Genomic DNA, 17,416 nt, shown 5'->3' on the forward strand with positions numbered 1-17,416 from the left:
TGGCAGGCCGTATCATTCGCATCCACCAGCATGCTGTTGTCCTTGCATATTGCGGTGCGTTTAAGGAAGCCGAGGCCGCGATGGTCCGCCTGTTGCCATACGAGAACGGCGCTCGATCCACGCGGCCGAAAGGAGCTACACGGTCAGGGAGCTTATTGCGAAGTTGAAACTGAACCCTCTCGCTTCGGGGAATTTGCAGCAGCGAGTTTCGCCGTCTCAAAGCCTGAGGTTCACGTTGTAGTCGTTCAGGAAGTTCTGAAGAGCCAGAATACGCTCCACCCCTCTAATGTTGTCGGTCGCGTTGAGCAAAATGCGGGAGCCGTCAATCGACAGGAGTGGTGCCACTGCCGCGTTGCGGTCATGCAGCAGCGCAGTGAAGCGAGTGCGGAGCAGTCTGTCATAGGTCGGATCCTGGATAGCCGGATAGGCACTCTTGACCCGCTGCACCACAGACTGCGGTAGCAGGTCGGCAGTGGCGGCACGCAGAAGGCTCTTCTCTCGCCCGTCGAAAGTCTTATGCGACCATGGGGTGCCAAACACGTACTCAACGAGACGGTGGTCGCAGTAGGGAACTCGCACCTCGAGACCCGAAGCCATGCTCATCCGGTCCTTGCGGTCTAGCAAGCCCGGCAGGTGTCGCGTGAGATAGAGATAGGAGACCTCGCGCATGCGACGCTCTAGCGGATCGGCGGAGGCTGGCCCGTTCAGGGTAGGTACTTCCGCAAGTGCCCTACGATACTGGTCGTCAATGTAGCCGGGGAGATCGAGCTGCTTGAGGAGGAGGGGCTCTAGATATTGTTGGCCGGTGTCTTGGTATAACCTGCTGACAAGCCACGGAAACGTGTCGGCCTGAACGTTCGCGGGATCGTGGAACTCCGGGTAGCCGCCGAAGACCTCGTCGGCCGCTTCCCCCGACAGGGCCACTGTCGAGTGTTGCCGGATGGCCCGGAACAGCAGAAAGAGCGAGCTATCGATATCGCCCGTTGTCAACGGCAGGTCGCGGGCGTGGAGAGTGGCGGCCCGCACGCTGGGGTCCATGAGTTCGTCAGCGGACAACGTGATGTCCGTGTGGGAAACATCAACGAACTTCGCGACCTCCTGCACGTAGGGCCCGTCGGGTGTAGGGCGCATCGGGCCGGGGGTGAAGTTGTTGGTGTAGCCGACAAAATCGACCGCGAAGGACCGGATCCGTTCGTTGCTGAAGTGGGCCGCCAGCCCTGTCAGCGCGGAGGAATCAAGCCCGCCCGACAAGAGCGTGCACAGCGGCACGTCAGCAACGAGTTGCCGTTGGATCGTGTCCTCGAGTAGTTCTCGGACGCGCCGAACGGTCGTAGGCTTGTCGTCGGTATGCCCGCTGTCGGTGAGCTGCCAATAGGTCACCTGCTGGATGCCATCGCGGGTTACACGGAGGATGTGGCCGGGCGGTACCTCACGCATGCCGCGGAACACGGTGTTGTCCCGGTCGTCGATGAATAATAAAGTGCGACGAAGCCCGTCGGCGTCCATGACCCGTTCCGCGAGACTATGGGCGAGGATCGCCTTCGGCTCGGAGCCGAATAACACGCCGTGCTCGGTGGGGTAGTAGTAAAGCGGCTTGATGCCGAGCCGGTCGCGTACGAGAAGCAGTTCGCGCTTGGCTGTGTCCCAGAGTGCATAGGCGAACATTCCGTTGAGTTCGATCACGGCGGTGCGCGGGTCGCGGCGACCCCACTCGCGGTGGGCGTGCAAGACCACCTCGGTGTCACTGTTCGTCTCGAACTGATGGCCTAGGGTGACGAGCTGTTGACGCAGCTCACGGTAATTGTAAGTCTCGCCGGTGTAGACGAGCACCAGCGCGGGTCGCCCCTCCTCCTGGAGTAGCATGGGCTGTGCACCACCCTCGATGTCGATGATCGCAAGGCGGCGATGTCCTAGCGCCGCAGGCCCATCGATCCAAGTGCCCTCGCCGTCCGGCCCGCGGTAGGCCATAGTGGCCGTCATACCGGCAAGCTCCCGTTGAGCGTCGGGACCTCGTAAGTCACGATGGAAATCAATCCATCCACAGATGCCGCACATATGTTGCTCCTAGCCTTGCCAACTATCGCGCAACTTTGCGGCCCTACGCAGGCACCGCACCTTGCAAACACGTGATGATCATTGATGGCTGCTCATTTGCTCGAGTAAACACCCGATGAACCGTGAAGACCACTCTCAATGCCTTAGCACATCACTTGGCAACGCTGCACCGACCTGTTCTGGTGGTAGTGTTGTGGAGTCCGACTTTAAAAAAGATGGTAACAAGTGATTCCCCAGCCTTAACTCGGTCGGACTGACAGACCAAGAGATAGATAGTTCGCCTCAGACTCTTCAGATGCCGAATGCATGTCCGCGGGAAATCGATCTGCTCCAAGTCAGATTAGTTAGCTGAAACGAAAGTTCGTCACATTACATGACGGCGCGAATCTCTATAGAGAAGGGCGCTTGTGGCGAATGCCGGTGTGAGGGCCGGCTGATCGCATCGTTCGCGCTGAGTCCGCAGCATGAGACGTCGTGTCATCGCGTAGGGCCTGGAGGTGAGCACAATCGCTGTGGAAAGGCGCGGAGGGCATATTCCCGGGCGGCGCTTGCCCTCTGCAGGGACGAATGGCTCACCGAGACTTCGATCGGCAGAGACGCAGCCTGCCACGGGCATCTGCCTGAGGATTAATCGATCGCAATGCGCTCGCTAGACTTGCTTGATGAGCTGCTCGACCAATATCCTGGCCTTGCGGACCCGGGCGCGGCATACTCCTTTTTCATCCACTTAAGATCACCTGGCGAAACGCGAGCGTCGGGTCTTGCTTCCGATTGGCAGCGGATTTTGGCGCTCTTTGCTCCGCTATTCGGGCCCGTCAATTCAACGACGCTGGACGCATGAGCAGCATCATCCACGGCACAAATCTCAGCCTGCTGACGGTGCGGACGGCGACCACTCGTTCGGCCTGTGCGGTCTGCTCACCTAGTTCCTGCCTTATGTGCCCCCGGAGTAGTCCGCCGGTACTAGATGTGATTGCAACGTTAGTGTGCTAGGTGAGACATGAGAGGTTTGGCGTTAAGCTGAGATTTTGCCTACCAGCCAACGCGCAACCTGGTGGCAGGTGGGGCATGCCGGCGCTCGCACGAAAGGTGGCCGATGTCACGAGCCGAGAATGCCGCAGCGGGATCTCTCCTGGGCGATCGTGACCGCCGCATGCCCAACATCACGTCGCGGTTGATACCGAAATGAGGCGATAGAATCATTGCGCAGCACTGGTCGAAATCGAAGAGTGCCTCAGCGAGCTTTATTGCTGCGCGCGCTATTGGCTTCATGACACGTCTCGTTTGGAAACCTGAACGTCTCGGGACCAGTGCTCTAAATTTGTTGGTCGGTGACGGTCCGCTGTCACGCGCATGCGTCGGCAAAGGATTGGGAGCTGCGATTCATGTTTGCCATGGCTGCGCGCGCTGATGGGGTGATCAGCGGCCGTCAGTGAGCATGGTCCGCAATCCGCCACAGCAGCTGCTGTTCGTTTGTGAATTGCCGCACAGGTTTCGTCAGTTTTTCGAAAGCTGGCGTGGGTACAGAGCCGCTCGGGTTAGCGAGGCGTGGTCGAGATAGCGGCATTACCAGAATGGGACAGCGCCGATTCACGTTCCTGCTAACCTCAATGTGCAGCGCAGGCGCGGCAGGGACAGCGCCGATCCAGTCCCAAAACCGACCGGCGCCCAGTCGCGCCCGCGCTGCTTCCGGTGTCGGCGAAACGACCCTGGTAACCACTGTCATACCTTTTCAGCCACGGACACCCGGCGCGCTTGTGCCGAGGGAGATTGGCGCGCTAAATTTTGCAACGCGTGTAGTCTTTCAAGCGATCGCTTCCATGCCTCCCGTCTTACCCCGCCAGCATTTAGGCTCTGTCATGAACGGCGGTGCGCGAGCCCTTTTTATGCAGCAGCGCGATTTCGTATGCTGGGGCACCTCCAATTTCTCCGTGAAGGTAGGGACCAGCCTAGAAAGTAGCAGACGAGCCAACCAATTCAAGTCGGTGACTTGCAGTCGTACTAGGCCTACAACTTCGCGGCACCTTAGAAGGATAAAGTGCCATCGCTTTCGTTCAACTCGCTTCCGTATGAATTTGGCTTCGATCAAATGAGTCCGCACCCTAGTACAGGTAGGCGCCCTGCAGTACCTCGCGGCAATACCACTTGGTAGCACCGCGAGGGGCTTGCCCCTCGCGGGAGCAAAGGCGGCTAGCGACACAGAGGCCTGCGGCATCGGCCAAGAACAGCGCTTTCAGGTTTCACTGCTCGATCGCCGACCACCCGCTCGTTACGCCAGCATAGCAGCTAGCAGGAGCAGCATTGGATTCTTTCCATGGCGCCAGTCGCGTCTGCGCCGTTCTCCGTTTTCTGCACCAACTCTTTCCTGACAACCTGGTCGCTCTTGGGACCGCTGGGCAACATCGAAGTCCTTCAGCTGATGACCAAAGGGGTATGCCCGCCCGCGGCCTCCGAATGGTCGACCAGGCCCAAAGCCGAAACCTCTCAGCTAGTCTCAACCGCGCCGACCGGCTCGTACATCATGGCTAACATACACTGGCCAATGTTCGATTTAATAGTGGCGGATCCAATTCGCGACGTATAGCCGCTTGCCCTCGCACTATCGCCTGCGCATCCCAAGTCTACACTGCGAGAGCTTGCTCTCTGGACGCCACTCTTGTGCAGTCGGTGGCTGCTGCCAAAACAGGTTGCGACTGTATCGCGTTTGGTTTGAACTGGTCGTTATACTCGATAACTCCACCGGCGCGCTTTCCTTGAGCCTCAGCTAAGAGATTTGGCCGTCGTGCCTCTTGAGCGGGCGGGAGAGCCTAATATTCCGTATCATGGCTGATGGGTGTGTGCGGAATGTTCACAAAGGTGTTGTACCGGTAGACGAAATTCTCGCAGTCCAGAGAATGAACGAGATTAAGGTCCCTGAAACGCCGTCTGCGCTGATCCAGGGATAAAGACAAACTACTATAAAGATGGCTGAACAGCTGTCGCTGCGATCGCGATAGTCAGCGTCGGCTCATTTCATCAGAGCTGCAACTCCACTTCGATGAATGGAGGATCATCGCCCCGCTCAGTCGGCATCTTTGCCTGCCTCGAGGCCGTTCGTGCGAATTGGGCAGCGGACTTCGCGACGACGATGGCGAGATAGGGGCGCTTCTTGAGCCGCCACCACATGTGCGGCACGGTCTCCTGCAGCCCAAGGCGGTCGGCGAAAGAGAAGCCCGCGCGCCATGGGCCGGGATGAAGCACGCCGGCCGAGCACCGGGCCTGGCGTGACGGGGTCTACGCGGTCATCCAGGCGATGACGATGACCCCGCGGCAACCCATCAACCCGCCCAGGCGCTCGGCTCCTGTCCCTGATTACCGTGTCTCACATGAGGGGTGCAGTTCAAGCCGCCGCTCCTCATTTCCTCGACACTGGCCGGCCGACGCCCTGATCGTCGGGCTACAGGATGGCAACTTCCACAGCAAATAGAGAAGCCCTGCAATGGCTCCCCAGAAAAGTATGCCGCGGACAATGAAAGCGAACGCCATGTTAATCGCGGTCTCGCTCAAGCCGCCGCGCCGCGCCGGACGGACAGCAGAACGTTGCGTGGGCCGATATGTGCTGGCGATCCAGGACACGACTGTGCTGCGCTCTGAACGCGGCAGGGGTGAGTATCTGCATGCCGTATTGGCTCTGGATTAAGGCTTCGACATCGAAGCCGTGCAAATCGAGGATAAAGCGCCCCGTAACCGACTGATAACTGCCACGTTGATCGCGGCTGTGTGTATCCAGCAAATGGTGCACGCCCGTGATGGTGGTCCGGGACCTCTACGGCCTCTAAGCGATGCATTCGAACCTGAGGACATTCCGCTGCTCGAAGCCTGCTGTGCTCAGCTCGAAGGCAAGACGGAGCGGCAGAAGAACCCTCATCCGAAGGGGTCGTCCGCTCATGCAGGCCTGGTTCTGCGCGCGTCTCGGTGGATGGACCGGCTATTACGGCAAGCCGGGTCCGACCGTCACTGCTTCAGGGATGGCTCGAGTTCGAAGCCATGAAGCCGTGTGTTAGCGAGGAGCGCTATCGCTACTACGGCAGTTCAGTTCGACTTCGGCGCCGGCGCCGTGGCCGCGGGTTGCGCGGCGGCCTGCGAGGTGCGGCCGACGACGACCGTCAGCAGGCCCTGGCCCCAGAGCCGCTTGGCGGCGGCCTTGGCATCATCCAGCGTCACCGCATCGACGATGGCATTGCGCCGTTCGATATAGTCGATCGGCAGCTTGTCCTGCTGGTACTGCAGCAGCGCCTGCGCCAGCTTGGATGAGGTGTCGAGCGCCAGCATCTGGGAGCCCTTGAGGTAGGACTTGGCCTCGTCGAGCTCCTTCTGCGTCGGGCCCTCCTCGGCGATACGACGCACCTCCTTCTCGATGGCAGCGATGGTGTCGCCGGCGCGGTCGGCGCGGGTGCCGGTATTGCCGATAAAGACCGCCGAATGCTCCATCCAGAGCAGGGATTCGAACACCGAATAGGCAAGGCCCCGCTTCGCGCGGACCTCGCGATAGAGCCGCGACGAAAATCCGCCGCCACCGAGGATGTGGTTGACGACATCGGCCGCCATGAAGTTGGGGTCGCTGCGCTTCACGCCGGGGCCACCGAAGGTGATGACGGTCTGCGGCACGTCCAGTGGAACGAAGGCGCGCTGCGGCGGCTTGGCCGCCTCGACATCGGCCACCGGCCTCAGCCTGGCGTTCGCCGGCAGGCTGCCAAAGGTCTGGTCGAGCAGCTTGCCGAGGGTCGCCGGATCGACGTCGCCGACGACCGCGACCTTCAGGGTGTCCTTGGCGAGCACGCGGCCGACATAGTCCTTGAGGTCGGCGACCGTGATGGTCGGCACGCTGTCCAGCGTGCCGTTGCTCTGCCGACTGTACGGATGATCGCCGAAGGCGACCTCGAGGAATTTGCGGCTCGCCAGCGATGACGGATTGGTGATCTCGCGGCGCAGACCGGAGAGAACCTGCGAGCGGATGCGCTCGACATCGACCGTGTCGAAATGCGGCGAGGTCAACGCCATCCTGAGCAGGTCGAAGGCTTCGTCCTTGTTGTCGCGCAGCATGCGCAGGCTGCCGCGGAAGCTATCGCGGCTGGCGCTGAAGGAGAGCTCGATGGCGCGGCGGTCGAGCCGCTCGTGGAAGGTCTTAGAGTCGAGATCGCCGGAGCCTTCGTCGAGCAGGTTGCCGACCAGATTGGCGACGCCCGACTTGTCCTTGGGATCCTGGGACGAGCCGCCGGCAAAGGAATATTCCATAGCGATCAGCGGCACGGTCGCGTCCTGCACGAACCAGGCCTCGATGCCACCGGGCGAGACCAGGCGCTGGATCTTTGCCGCCGCCTGCGACGGCGCGACCGTGGCGAGGGCTAGCGCCGCCCCGGTGGCGATGGAGAGGACGAAGTGCCTTGCGCGGAGGAAGGGATAGGTCACGAACGCTTCTCCTCGCGCTTGGTGGCACTGGTGTCCTTGATCAGGTAGCCCGTCACCGAGCGCTTCTTCTCGAGCCATTTCTGCGCGACGGCGCGCACCTGCTCGGCGGTGACCGCGCGAATGCGGTCGGGCCAGCTCCTGATGTCCTCGATCGACAGGCCCGTGGTCAGCGCGCCGCCATACCAGCGCGCCAGCACGGCCTGATTGTCCTGGGCGTAGATCGCTTCGGCAATGAGCTGGGTCTTCACGCGCTCCAGATCCTCGGCGCGGATCGGGTTCTGCGCGATGTCGGCGATGACGCCGTCGATCACCTGCTCGACCTCGGCGAAGCTGACGCCGGGTTTGGGCGCCGCTGAGATCGCGAACTGGGTCGGGTCGAGCGAGATGCTCGAATAGCTCGCGTTGGCGGAGACGGCGAGCGGCTTGTCGACCACGAGGGCGCGGTAGAGATAGGAATTGCTGCCGCTGCCGATCAGCTGTGCCAGCACGTCGAGGGCCGCACTCTCGCCGGCTGCGGCCGTCGTTGCGGAAGGCGCCAGATAGTAGCGGCGCAGGCTCGGCTGCTCGACGCGCAGGTCGGCCAGCGTGACGGTGCGCGGGGCGGCCGGCTCGGGCTCCTGCGGGCGAACGCGGCGCGGCGGGATCGCGGGCTGGGCGGGAATCGAGCCGAAGTTGCGCTCGACCAGCGGGCGGATTTCGGCAGCGTCGACGTCGCCGGCGATCACCAGGATCGCGTTGTTCGGCGCGTAGAAGCGACGATAGAAGGCGAGCGCGTCCTCGCGATCGAGCTTCTCGATCTCCTGATGCCAGCCGATCACCGGCCGCCCGTAGGGATGGTTGAGATAGAGCGCGGCCATGATCTGCTCGTTCAAGCGCCCATCCGGATTGTTGGCGACGCGCATGTTGTACTCTTCGAGCACGACGTCGCGCTCGGGCAGCACGTCCTCGTTCTTGAGGATCAGGCCGGTCATGCGGTCGGCCTCGAACTCCATCATGGTCGGCAACTGCTCCTTCGGCACGCGCTGGTAGTAGTTGGTGTAGTCGACCGAGGTCGAGGCGTTCTCGTTCCCGCCGACGCGAACCACGCTCTGGGAGAATTCGTCGCCCAGGTGCTTCTCCGTGCCCTTAAACATCAGGTGTTCGAGAAAATGGGCGAGCCCGGATTTGCCCGGCTCCTCATCTGCGGAGCCCACTTTGTACCAGATCATCTGCGTCACCACCGGTGTTCGATGATCAGGGATTACGACCACCTGCAGGCCGTTGCCAAGCGTAAAGCTGGTGAGGGGCTTCGCAAGAGTCTCGGCTGAGGCGCCATCTATTAAGAAGGCGCGCATCAGCACTAGTGCGAAAACGCAAACGACCGTTCGAGGTGAGGACGTCGGCAGCATTGACAGCAGTCGCTGTCGAATTTTCGAAACGAAAGACCGATCGTGCGGCCGATTGGACGCGGCATCATTATCAATATCGTTCGTCAGCTGCGCGATCGGGACGGCTTTTTGCAAGCTACATTGCATTTGGGTCTGGATGAGGAATGAGGTCATCATCGAAGTCATCTATAGGATGCTCCATGCTTTTGGCTATCAATCGACAGATCGCGCTTGCTCTAGGGGAATACCCTCGGCCGGCGCGTCGCCGGCTAACCCAAAAGCATCAGTCGTGCCAAAGAAGAAACTGTTTAAATTACAGCGTGGTCACCCGAAGCACTCTGTCCGTATCTTTACACATCGTCGTACATCAGACACGGTGTGGCTATCTAGAGACCCTCTCTTTTGCGGACCCGCTTAGCGCGTTACTGGTGCCGACCACCATGCGTATCAGGAGACTCTCGAATGGCATGATCGAGTGAATGGGTGGCCGCGATCAGCGCTAGTCCGAGAACTTGTGCAAGGTCCCGTGCAGTGCCGCTGTTCAGTTTGCGGTGATCTCGGCGATTAAGGCTGCAGAAAGTGCGTTGCCGGTCTTGCTGATGGTTCTACGTCATCCGTTTTCTCGCCATCGCCTCCTGCCGCTCATCTGATGTCCTCCGCCACCGTAACGGGCGATGATCGCGATCGTGGGATGAGCAGCGAAACAAGCCTGGGCGGTCGCAGCTCCGCCTCCCACAACGGAGTGACGGCTCATTTGGCGCATACTGGTCGAAAAAAGCCGCTGGCATTTCAGCGGGTCGACGGCGCCCAGCTGATCCTTGTTCAACGGCTGATGTCGTCTCCGTAACCATCATGGCTGCCGTCGCATCGCGCAGGCGGTGGCGGTCGGACGCCAGCGCGAGGTGAAAGCAGCAAGCCAAGTCTGCCAGACAATATTTGCGACACGGAGGCGAGCCACGCCGGCATTAAGGCAACTACGATCAGCGGCGGAAAGCCAGTCGCCTCGAGACCCCATTGTAGCGCCGCCACCTCCTTTTCGGGAGAGAGCCGCTCGCGCCTTACAGGACGCAACCGGGCCGACCCGAGCGCCCCGTGAGATAGCGCTATAGCCGCTCGCGCTCATAGCGAAGCCCGCCCATCGCATTCGCATAGGGTGCTCGATCTTGCGACGCATCAAACGAATCTAATGAGACCGGACAGGACTGGCGGACAGGCAAAAAAGCGTGTCACGCGGGGCGCAGCGTGCCGATGAGGTTCTGCGCGAGGATCAATCCACGCGCAAGGCGCTCGGCCGAACCTTCCTTGACGAGCTGGTTCGAAGCATTCCCAAGCGGTCCGATTTTGGCGCTCGCTGCTGTCAGCTCAGTACTGCTTACAAAACGCCCACATCTGGTAGTGACAATTGACCAGTGATAAGCACGCGCTCGCGATCCCACAGCTACGCAAAGCACCTGCGCCACTTGCCAGTGGCTGGGGCTACCCGAACTTGCTGCCACCCTCCTTCAGAAATACCTCCGCGCCCGCCAAGACTATCTGGGGCTCGCACCGGTAGGCCTACGCCGTTTTCCGAGGGGCAGCCTACGCCATCGACTTCGGCCGTTTCAAATCGCTCAGCATCGGGGCCTGCCAGCTGTCGCGCGTCGAGTGCTCCATCGCGACTGTCCCGAAAGACCTCGCACAGCGTTGCCGCTCTAGCTTTCCATGTCCACTCAGCCCTCGCTCTTTCTTTGCCGAATGTTGAGGCCACGAGCTCAATGTTGAAGATTGTAGCAGTCGGGGTTTTCCTAGGAGCAGCGCTTCGTTAATCGCGGAGTTGGTCGCCTCAAAGAAGCTTAGATACTCCGGCGCGCATCGACAACAGTTCTGATGATGTTCGTGCCGATAACGGTCGGCTGCGTCGTACTCGTCTCAGCCACAAGCGCGCGAGTTTTCATGCGCTAGACTAAGCATGCGATAGCAATTCCTCGTGACGTCCAGGGACAGTTTTCCACGGCGCGCGACACCAAGCATTCACGTGTCGAAAATAGTCGCGAGGTATTTCTTCTGTTAAAAGCGGCGGCATTTGTGAATGCGGTCGGTCAGGCGCCCATGCCCTCGCGTAATTCTGGATTTATTCCCGCTGAGACAATCGATTGGCGCCGGCGCTTCGAGATTCTTGGTGTGCGATCGTTCTTAGGTCCGCCTGCCGAAGAGGATGCAGCTGTCCCCACCAGATGTTCGACATGGACTGGAAAACTCACTCGAATGAGCAAAGCGCGCAAGGTTTTCCTCCGGCCGCGGCGGTCCTCTGCCATACGCAAAGCCCGCCGACATTCGACTTCTAGCGCCCCCTTACCTGTTCTGACCACCTTACCTGTTCTGACCACGTTGGGCGGAAGTCGTTAGGGTCCCCTGCGCCTGGGCAGAAATCACATGCGAACTTGACTGAAGAACTCCTAGTGCCGGTGAGGCATGCTCATGCGCGAGCAGCTCGGGCAGGCGGGCATGTGTGATGTGCAGGCTTGCCTCGACGGCGGTGCGGTCAAGATCGAGCCGCAGCGGCATGGTGTTGATGAACAGGCCCATCGTGCGGCGGCACCGGCGCCGCCAGCATGCGGCCGAACAGCACCGTGCCGAACACCACCTGCTCACGGCCGCTGCTGCGCGCCACCACCTCCCCCACACGAGGCGGCAGAGGCTCGCCAGCGTCACACCAAGCCGTCGCGCCTGGCCGCGCACCCGCACATCCTGCGGCAGCGTCCGCCGTGCCTCCGTGATCCCGCTGCCGTCGCCGCGGACCTCGCTTAAGCCGAACGGCCGGCCCGGCTCAACCATATCTGCGAGCCACGTCTGGAGGACTTTTCATGCGCCCTTGCATCAACGCTCACACTCGCCTCCGTCACCAGATTGCCAAAGGGATGTGGGATTACAGGCCATGCTCATGTCCCTCCAGCACGGCCAAATAGCACGAGGGCTACGGAGACGTGGCCAGCCATGTTTTAGGCTGGCCTTCCGCCGAGAGCGGACCGAACTCGACGGCCTGCCGCTCGAACAGACTGCGATAGATGCCGCCGGGTTGCACGATCAGTGCCGGATGCGTGCCCTGCTCGACGATCTCGCCGCGATCGAACACCAGGATGCGGTCGAGGCCGCGCACCGTCGACAGGCGGTGCGCGATTACGATCGAGGTGCGGTCCTTCATCAGCCGTTCCATCGCCTCTTGGATCAGCGCTTCCGATTCCGAATCCAGGCTCGACGTCGCCTCGTCCAGGATCAACACTGGCGCATCGGCAAGGAAGGCGCGCGCCAGCGCAACGCGCTGCCGCTCGCCGCCCGACAGATTTACGCCGCGCTCACCCACCAGTGTGCCGTAGCCCTTCGGCGATCGTATGATGAAGTCATGCGCATTCGCGAGCCTCGCCGCCTGTTTGATCGCCGCCATGCTGGCGCCGGGTCGGCCATAGGCGATGTTTTCAGCCAGCGAGCGGTGAAACAGGATCGGCTCCTGCTCCACGATCGCGATTTGGCTGCGCAGCGACTGCTGCGTGGCTTTCGCAACGTCCTGGCCGTCGATCAGGATCCGGCCGCCGGAGACGTCGTAGAGCCGCTGAAGTAGCTTGACGAATGTGGTCTTGCCGGAGCCGGAGCGGCCGACCAGACCGATCCGCTCGCCGGCGCGGATGTTGATCGACAATCCGTCGTAGAGCGGCCCGCGATCGCCGTCATAGAGGAAGGTGACGTCCTCGAACGTGATCGTCCCACCGTGAATGTCGATCGGTTTGGCGTCGGGGGCATCGACAACGCCGATCGGCTCGCCATAGATGGTAACCAGCTCCTCCATGTCGTTGACCGAGCGCTGCAGATTGTTGATGTGCATCCCTACTTCACGCAAATAGGCGTGGATGATGTAATAGCTTGTCAACACGTAGGTGACGTCGCCCGGAGAGGCGCGCCCCGCTATCCACAGCAGGATGGCGCCGCCGATCACCGAACCACGAAAGCACAAGAGCATCACGAGCTGCACCGTACTCGTGCCGTTGGACCGCAGCCAGGTGCGCTGCACCCGCGCCCGCCAGCGTCTGACGACACCGTCAAGCCGCGCATCCTCACGCGCCTCAGCACCGAAAGATTTCACCACAGTATTGCAAGTGAGCGCGTCCGCTAGCGTGCCGCTGACTTTGCTGTCCCAGGCGTTTGAGACGCGCGCCGCCGGCGCGATGTAGCCGATCGTCAATGCCGTCGTGATGGCAACATAGATCACGGCGCCGAGGCCGATCACGGCGCCGAGCTCGGGCCAATGCAGGCCGAGCAGGATCGTCGATCCCACGAGCACCGCGAGCGACGGCAACAATGCCATCAGGATCGTGTGATTGAGCAGGTCGAGCGCCCACATGCCGCGTGTGATCTTGCGCACGGTCGAGCCGGCGAACGAGTTAGCGTGCCAGTCGGTTGAGAAGCGCTGCACGCGCATGAAGGCCCCACGGGCCACATCCGACATGGTCTTCAGCGTGAACGGCACGATCGCCTGCAAGCCCGCAAACCGCAATATACTTGAGAGCAGACCAAGCGCGAGGGTACCAGCGAACGCAATCAGTGCCGCATGTCGCGCCGCTTCGTCGGAGGGGACCGACGTCAATGCATCCACCAGACGGCCGGAATAGACCGGCATGAACAGGTCGGCGACCGTCGCCCCTAAGAAGCCGACGAGGATAATCGTGGCACGGACTGGCTGCTTCAGCCAGTGCTCTAACGCAAACGGGAGGACCAAGCCGATTGCGACGGGTCGTTTGTCATCTTGACTGGTCATGGTGCTATGGGTTTGTGGCACACGCGGCGTAAAAACCGTTCAATCCTTGGCGCGCCGTGCTAGGATGCGATAAATGCCCGGAGTCTGGGGGCTGCGGCCGAACTCTTCTACCCATTTCACCCACTCTTCGCGTAAGCGCTTAGCTGAAGCGCCTCACGCTTTGCGAGCTCCTCGGGCTGAGAGCATCGATCTGAGACATCGGCCAGCCTTGCGCGATCCGAGCTTGTGTGAGCCAGGTAGGCGGGATCGGCGTCACTCATCTTTGCCCGCCTGCAGAAGCGCGGGGATGTCCAGCTAGCTCCGGCCTCGGCCATGGCTGGCAAAGTGCATTTTGATGAAGGAAGTTTTCAGCATATGACCGCGAGAGACTTTGCGTGATCGGATCGCGGCGCGACTTCGACTTCACCTGGAAGATCACCTCCGCGTCAATCCGGATGGAGGTCATGGCAATCCGAACTTCCAACGTGCCACAAACGATCCACCGCCGTGCTCGCGGATCTTAATTGCCGATGGCCCACCGGATAAATGGACGAATTAACCAGTGAGCAGCTCAGATCGTTACCCTTTTTCATCTCCTCTCCTCCGGCGCTTGCGCTTTGGTACTTTGCCGAACTCCGGGTTGCGGAGTCGCACAAACAGACCCATAGCAAGCCTTCTCATCCTTGTAGTTGGCGAGCGTTTGGACCAATACCGAAATAACGTGCTGTTTCAGGTCGTCCGGGGCAGGTGCTGGGCCGTCCAGCGACTTCAGCGTCACCTCGATCAACTCGATCGCGCGATCCTTGTCACCCCTCTCGTAATAGTACTGAGCGACCGCCGGATAGGACATGAACTTAGGGGCCTCGTCCCGTTGCGGAGGATTTACGGCCAGAATGTGTTCGGATAACTCATCGCCCATCGCAAAGCGCTCGGCCTGCGGCAAATGAGAGTTGTCATTCGCCGGATCAAAGAGTTGGCGCAGCGCCGCGGCCATCCACATCGCGGATTTTTTGTTGATCGCGTCACGAACCAATTGCCGCATCACCGGCAGGCCGGCCTGCAAGTCGCGCATTTTATTAAGCAACAGATCCGCCTGGAGCACGCGGAAGTTCACGTCATCCGGCAGGACAGCGACGGCTTCTTCGACCACCGAAAGCGCCTTCGCCCAATCCTGCGCCTTCATCGCCGGCGTCAGTTTGGCGAAGATCGGCATTGTGCGTTCGCCCTCGGCGATCCGCTCTGCATCGGCGGCTTTCGCTTCATCGCTGATGCGCCAGCTGCCGGTCAGAATCTTCGGCAAAACGTCATCGAGTTGCGTCGGGGAACCGACAAAGGCGATGTGGCCGTCACGGTCGACGACGAAGGAGGTGGGAATCCCAACAGAAAAGCTGGAATCCATCCAAAGCTTGTCCATTTCGCGTGTGTAGTCGAGCCCGACCCGATAGTTGAGATTCGGCAACTTTTCGATCAACCATGCGTCCAACTTGCTTCGGGCCTCTTCCGCTGTTTGAGCGCGCTCTCCGGCAGCTATTGCGACGACCTCAACTCCGCTATCTCTGTATTTCTCTTGCAGCTGTACCAGATCGGACAGTGCCGCCACACACGGTGCGCACCAAGTTGCCCAAAATTCGACGATGTACACGTTCCCGGGCTGGAAGCTCGTGAGAGGCTGACCACGCAGCCAGTTCTCCACCTTGATCGGGGGAGCTGGGGAGTCTAAGCCCAGCGCCATCTTACGCTCCAAAGTTATTGTCAGAGACTGCGCGACGTTTTGTGCTAGCTGATCTCCGATCGCGAGCGCGACCGAGAGGTGTGGTGCCTTGGTGTAGACGGGCTGCCGAGCGAGAGCCGTAGCGAATGTCGGTGTCGCAGCGCTAAGCGCGACGACACACAAAGTGACAAGGCACAAGCTCGTCGTCTCACAAGCAGGCCACATCGGTTCAAGGAAGGAAAGCATCGCTCGACTCGCATCTGGGTGTGCTCAGCACTTTCAGTACTGCTGCACCTAGTAGCAACGTCCGTGCCAGCATCGTCTGCGCGCATTAAGGCCTAATTGCGCATGAATAGCTCAACGGCAGGTCACGGCGACCAGTGTTTGAGCCCGACGGGCTTTGTGCCACTGTCGGAGTTTGAACACGAATTGCGCACTTCGCGCCGCCAGAAAACTGATTTGATGTTGTGAGCCGCCGAACGGAAACTTGGTAATGCCTGTCCCCTAGCAGACAGGATTAGAGGCGAGCGACGATTGGACTCGAACGAGTTACCGGGACACGTGTTCTGGTCGATGACGACGGAGCCATTCGCGGGGAACGGATCAGGGAGGCTTTGAAACTGTCAGTGCTCGCCATCGCCCCAAGCGGTTCCTGCACCAAGAGCAGGTACTTCGACTAGTTTGCTGGCCAGCCGAGTGTACCAGGAGTCCCTGACGCCCCCACCCACTTCGAAAACCGTTTCCCTCGTATCGAAACAGATGCCGCCGATCGCTCGATGGAGCTAAGGCTTATACAGGCGTTCACCTCCAGGTTTCTGACCAGGAGGCCGGCTGGACCCACCCGCTGGCGGCGCGCATCACTTCCTTGCCGGCATGAAACTCTTTGGCAAGCTGCGGACCTTCAAGACCCATCGTGTTACAGCTGGATGACAGGTATCGAAATAAGTAGATGGAAAACCCTGCAATATGCGATGTGGCCGACATCGACACAGGCTATTGCAATGCGATCAATGTCATCCATGCGATTGGCGCGTATGAAAGGGCCGGCGCCAGCGCCGTTGTCATCGAGGACAAGACATTTCCCAAGGTTACGAGCCTTGCTGCGGGACGTCCAGATGATGATTTATGGCAATTACGGGATCCGGGCCTCAAGCACAGCCTTGAAGGACAGCTTCCGCCGTACATCGCTGATGGTGGCGTCCAGAACGTCCACAAGCATATTGTAGCGGTAGAGGAAATCTTCAACTGCAGAGAATGGGCGAGATTGAGGTAGCTGAGACGCGCTTTCTGCGCTGATGCAGTGAAGGCCAACTCTAATCTGGCCTGAACGGCTGTCGCTGCAATCTCGATGGGTTGGGGCGGCACGTTCGTCGGGGCCACGACTCCATTTCGTTGAATGGAAGACTATCGGGCCCTCTCAGTCGGCATCTTTTGCGTTTGGCTCGAGCTATTAGCGCAAATGGGGCAGCGGAATCGAACACTGCCGAGCCAGCGTAACGACGGAGCTCGGGTCAGCGCCGGCAAAACCCGCGCCGCACAAATTGATGACGATCGACATACCAGCGCTGGTGCGGCCCGCCCCAATAGCGTCGGGGAACAACGATTCGGTGACACGCATCGGAACAGTTCGATTCGAAACCTCCAGTTTTGTGATGTTTTTATGTAGGTTATAGCCAGTGGTTTGATGACCATCGAAATGGCTGCCTTCGCGCATGAGAGCTCGTGCGCTTGTGGCATACAATGTGCGCCGGATCCGCGTCGAGCGCGGTATTCCGCAAGAGCAATTGGCCTACGATGCAGGTGTTGATCGCTCCTATATGAGCGGACTTGAGCGCCAACAGGCGAACCCGACAATCGATCTTCTCGATCGCCTTGCCGGGACGCTCGGCGTTGCTGTCTCCGAGCTGTTTGTTCGGCCATCCAAGGGGGCGCCGCCACCCGTTACCTTACGTAAAGGTCGCAAGCCGAAGCCGGCACGCCGCAAAAGGACCTAGCCCCCTGACAGCACCGAGCCATTGACGCCGATCTTGTGCGGTGACCAAGTATTATGCGCTCCCAGGCGGATTTTGC

9 protein-coding genes are annotated in these 17,416 nt (G+C 60.4%); 2 read left to right on the forward strand and 7 right to left on the reverse strand.

Annotated elements, in window-relative coordinates; genetic code table 11:
- Window positions 1-216: 216 nt before the first annotated feature.
- The 6 genes from asnB to I6F12_RS24565 all read right to left on the reverse strand — a co-directional run bounded on the left by asnB (window position 217) and on the right by I6F12_RS24565 (window position 15,367).
- On the reverse strand, window positions 217-2,055 hold the full coding sequence (gene asnB, locus I6F12_RS24540) for an asparagine synthase (glutamine-hydrolyzing) (RefSeq protein ID WP_225157412.1): 1,839 nt from the start codon (window positions 2,053-2,055) through the stop codon (window positions 217-219).
- 4,071 nt (window positions 2,056-6,126) lie between these two features.
- Window positions 6,127-7,503, reverse strand: coding sequence for a pitrilysin family protein (locus I6F12_RS24545; protein ID WP_225157413.1), 1,377 nt, complete (start codon window positions 7,501-7,503; stop codon window positions 6,127-6,129).
- The gene (locus I6F12_RS24550; RefSeq protein WP_225157414.1) at window positions 7,500-8,837 is read right to left on the reverse strand and encodes a pitrilysin family protein; all 1,338 of its coding nucleotides are present in this window, start codon (window positions 8,835-8,837) and stop codon (window positions 7,500-7,502) included. The genes I6F12_RS24545 and I6F12_RS24550 overlap by 4 nt, the downstream gene beginning before the upstream one ends.
- A 2,382-nt stretch (window positions 8,838-11,219) precedes the next feature.
- Window positions 11,220-11,435, reverse strand: a complete 216-nt coding sequence (locus tag I6F12_RS24555; protein WP_225157415.1) for a hypothetical protein — start codon at window positions 11,433-11,435, stop codon at window positions 11,220-11,222.
- A gap of 388 nt (window positions 11,436-11,823) precedes the next feature.
- Window positions 11,824-13,656 (reverse strand): ABC transporter ATP-binding protein, encoded by a 1,833-nt coding sequence (locus tag I6F12_RS24560; RefSeq protein ID WP_225157416.1) that lies wholly within the window; start codon window positions 13,654-13,656, stop codon window positions 11,824-11,826.
- A gap of 568 nt (window positions 13,657-14,224) precedes the next feature.
- Window positions 14,225-15,367: a TlpA disulfide reductase family protein gene (locus I6F12_RS24565; protein ID WP_225157417.1), complete on the reverse strand. Its 1,143-nt coding sequence runs from the start codon at window positions 15,365-15,367 to the stop codon at window positions 14,225-14,227.
- A gap of 928 nt (window positions 15,368-16,295) precedes the next feature.
- On the opposite strand from I6F12_RS24565, the gene I6F12_RS24570 reads away from it, so the two are divergent.
- A complete protein-coding gene (locus I6F12_RS24570; RefSeq protein WP_225157418.1) occupies window positions 16,296-16,619 on the forward strand; it encodes a hypothetical protein in 324 nt (107 codons plus the stop codon).
- 177 nt (window positions 16,620-16,796) lie between these two features.
- On the opposite strand, the gene I6F12_RS24575 is transcribed toward I6F12_RS24570, so the two are convergent.
- On the reverse strand, window positions 16,797-17,060 hold the full coding sequence (locus tag I6F12_RS24575; protein ID WP_225157419.1) for a hypothetical protein: 264 nt from the start codon (window positions 17,058-17,060) through the stop codon (window positions 16,797-16,799).
- Here I6F12_RS24575 and I6F12_RS24580 point away from each other — a divergent pair.
- Window positions 17,059-17,340: a helix-turn-helix transcriptional regulator gene (locus I6F12_RS24580; protein WP_225157420.1), complete on the forward strand. Its 282-nt coding sequence runs from the start codon at window positions 17,059-17,061 to the stop codon at window positions 17,338-17,340. The two genes, I6F12_RS24575 and I6F12_RS24580, sit on opposite strands and share 2 nt — an antisense overlap.
- Window positions 17,341-17,416: the final 76 nt, after the last annotated feature.

This window comes from Bradyrhizobium sp. IC4059 (assembly GCF_020193615.1).
Classification (GTDB): domain Bacteria; phylum Pseudomonadota; class Alphaproteobacteria; order Rhizobiales; family Xanthobacteraceae; genus Bradyrhizobium; species Bradyrhizobium yuanmingense.